Origin of the sequence: Streptomyces sp. BR123 (genome assembly GCF_013401435.1) — a bacterium.
Classification (GTDB): Bacteria; Actinomycetota; Actinomycetes; order Streptomycetales; family Streptomycetaceae; genus Streptomyces.
The window spans coordinates 1-3038 of record NZ_JACBGN010000495.1 but is presented as its reverse complement, the minus strand read 5'-3'; the positions used below and the strand labels follow the sequence as shown (position 1 = coordinate 3038).

Here is a 3038-nt window from a genome sequence, read left to right as displayed (position 1 = left end):
CCCACGCCGACGTCGATTCCCACCCCGACACCCAGCGCGTCCGAATCCGCGCCCCGCCCCGACCCCGGCGGAACGGTTCCTCCGGACCCGGGCACGCCGGCCGACCCCTCCCCGTGACACCTGAGATCACGTCCCCGTCGGAGCGAACCGGGGCAGACCACCGCCGGGACGCGCGAAAGGATCACACCGCCCGCCGGAGTCCGCCGGCCCCGCCCTACACCGGGTCGGCGGGGTGCGGGGCCATCGGCAGCAGGGAGGCCAGCCGCGCCTCGCAGTGCTTCACGAGCTCCGCGTACCCCTCCTTGCCCATCAGCTCCGTCAGCTCGGCCCGGTACGACACGTACACCGGCTCGCCCGCTCCGTGCGCCGACGTCGCCGACGTGCACCACCAGTGCAGGTCGTGCCCGCCCGGACCCCAGCCGCGCCGGTCGTACTCGCCGATCGTCACCTGCAGCACGCGGGTGTCGTCGGGCCGGTCGATCCACTCGTACGTCCGCCGGATCGGCAGCTGCCAGCACACGTCGGGCTTGGTCTCCAGCGGCTCGCGCCCCTCGCGCAGCGCGAGGATGTGCAGCGAGCAGCCGGCCCCGGCCGGGAAGCCGGGCCGGTTCAGGAAGATGCACGCACCCTCCCACCGGCGGGTCTGCCGCTCCCCGTCCTCGTCCTTCTGGACCCAGCCCGACTCGGTGCCCACGTCGTGGAACTGCCACAGCTCCGGGGACAGCCGCGCCACGTGCCCGGCGACCCGCTTCTCGTCGTCCTCGTCGGAGAAGTGCGCGCCGAGCGTGCAGCAGCCGTCGCTGGCGCGGCCCGCCTGGATGCCCTGGCAGCCGCTGCCGAAGATGCACGTCCAGCGGGACGTGAGCCAGGTCAGGTCACAGCGGAAGACCTGCTCGGCGTCGGCCGGGTCGGGGAACTCCACCCAGGCCCGCGCGAAGTCGAGGCCCTTCTCGTCGCCCGCGGGCGCCCCGGACGCAGCCGTTCCGGCGGCCCCGGCCTTGGCCTTCGGCTTGGTCTTCGTCTTGGCCTTCGACTTGTCGGCCTTCTTCGTCTGTGGCACAAACCCAAGCCTAAGCGCCCCTCATGCCGCCCGTACTCCCGCCGCACAGTAGCGTTTCCCCGTATGAGACTCGGTGTCCTTGACGTGGGTTCGAACACGGTGCATCTGCTGGTGGTGGACGCGCACCCCGGAGCGCGCCCGCAGCCCGCGCATTCGCACAAGGTGGAACTGCGGCTGGCCCAGCTGCTCGACGAGGACGGCGCGGTCACCCCCCAGGGCATCGACTACCTCGTGTCGGTCATCGCCGTCGCCGTCCAGGCCGCCGAGGACAAGGGCTGCGAGGACGTGCTGCCCTTCGCGACCAGCGCCGTACGGGAGGCCACCAACGCCGACGAGGTCCTCGCCCGGGTCAAGGCCGACACCGGCGTCGACCTGCCGATCCTCAGCGGCGAGGACGAGGCCCGGCTGACCTTCCTCGCCGTCCGCCGCTGGTTCGGCTGGTCGGCGGGCAAGCTCCTCGTCCTCGACATCGGCGGCGGCTCGCTGGAGATCGCGTACGGAATCGACGAGGACCCGGACGCGGCCGTCTCCCTGCCGCTCGGCGCGGGCCGCCTCACCTCCACCTGGCTGCCGGGCGACCCGCCGGACCCGGCCGACATCCGCGCGCTGCGCCGCCACGTACGGGCCCAGATCGCCCGCACGGTCCGCGAATTCAGCCGCTTCGGAGAGCCGGACCACGTCGTCGCCACCTCCAAGACGTTCAAGCAGCTGGCCCGTATCGCCGGCGCGGCCCGTTCGACCGAGGGCCTCTACGTCCAGCGGGACCTGACACGCAAGGCCCTGGAGGAGTGGGTGCCGAAGCTGGCGGAGATGACGGTGGCCCAGCGGTCCGCCCTCCCCGGTGTCTCGGAGGGCCGCGCCGCCCAGCTGCTGGCAGGCGCCCTGGTCGCCGAGGGCGCGATGGACCTCTTCGGGGTCGACAGCCTGGAGATCTGCCCCTGGGCCCTGCGCGAGGGCGTCATCCTCCGCCGCCTGGACCACCTCCCCACCTGAGCCCGCCGCCTGCCGTCCGGCGCCCGCCGCCTGCCGCCCGCAGTCCGGACGGGCCGGCGGGCCGAGGCCGTGCGGTACGGGCCCGGAGGGGAGCCCTTCCGGCCGGCCGGGCCCTCGGTACCCTGTCCCCGTGGCAGAACCCGTCCGCATTCCGACCGCGAAAGTCGCCCTCTCCACCGCCTCCGTGTACCCGGAGTCGACGGCGACCGCCTTCGAGGTCGCTGCACGCCTCGGCTACGACGGCGTCGAGGTCATGGTCTGGACGGACCCGGTCAGCCAGGACATCGACGCCCTGCGCCGCCTGTCCGACACCCACGGCGTCCCCGTCCTCGCCGTCCACGCCCCCTGCCTCCTGATCACGCAGCGCGTCTGGTCCACCGACCCGTGGACCAAGCTCCAGCGGGCCCGGTCCGCCGCCGAACGCCTCGGTGCGAGCACCGTCGTCGTGCACCCGCCCTTTCGCTGGCAGCGCCAGTACGCCCGGGACTTCGTCAACGGCATCGCACGGATGGCCGACGAGACCGACGTCCGCTTCGCCGTGGAGAACATGTACCCCTGGCGCTACCGCGACCGCGAGATGCTCGCGTACGCCCCCGAGTGGGACGTCACCAAAGACGACTACCGCCACTTCACCGTGGACCTCTCCCACACCGCCACCGCCCGCACGGACGCCATGGACATGGTCGACCGCATGGGCGACCGCCTCGCGCACGTCCACCTGGCCGACGGCAACGGCTCCGCCAAGGACGAGCACCTCGTCCCCGGCCGCGGCTCCCAGCCCTGCGCCGAGCTGCTGGAACGCCTGGCGGCGAACTCCTTCGACGGCCACGTCGTCATCGAGGTGAACACCCGTCGGGCCATGTCCTCCGCGGAGCGCGAGGCCGACCTCGCCGAGGCCCTGGCCTTCACCCGCCTCCACCTGGCGGCGAGCACCGGCCGGGACGTGACCGCCCGATGACCCCCCGCGCCGGCGACACCTCCGCCC

Annotated in this window: 3 protein-coding genes; 2 read left to right on the top strand and 1 reads right to left on the bottom strand. The window is 73.3% G+C overall.

The genetic code is table 11. The annotated features are described in order from the left end of the window. Positions 1-214 precede the first annotated feature (214 nt). Positions 215-1060: a hypothetical protein gene (locus tag HYE82_RS35495; RefSeq protein ID WP_179178348.1), complete on the bottom strand. Its 846-nt coding sequence runs from the start codon at positions 1058-1060 to the stop codon at positions 215-217. Positions 1061-1123: 63 nt separating this feature from the next. Between HYE82_RS35495 and HYE82_RS35490 the strand changes: the two genes are divergently transcribed. Both HYE82_RS35490 and HYE82_RS35485 read left to right on the top strand, forming a co-directional pair. Beyond that, positions 1124-2053, top strand: coding sequence for a Ppx/GppA phosphatase family protein (locus tag HYE82_RS35490; RefSeq protein ID WP_179178347.1), 930 nt, complete (start codon positions 1124-1126; stop codon positions 2051-2053). Between the two features lie 130 nt (positions 2054-2183). Next, positions 2184-3011: a sugar phosphate isomerase/epimerase gene (locus HYE82_RS35485; protein WP_179178346.1), complete on the top strand. Its 828-nt coding sequence runs from the start codon at positions 2184-2186 to the stop codon at positions 3009-3011. Positions 3012-3038: the final 27 nt, after the last annotated feature.

Excerpts from the sequence above, each read along its gene's own strand:
- HYE82_RS35490 (WP_179178347.1), top strand. The coding sequence starts at position 1,124 with ATGAGACTCGGTGTCCTTGACGTGGGTTCGAACACGGTGCATCTGCTG.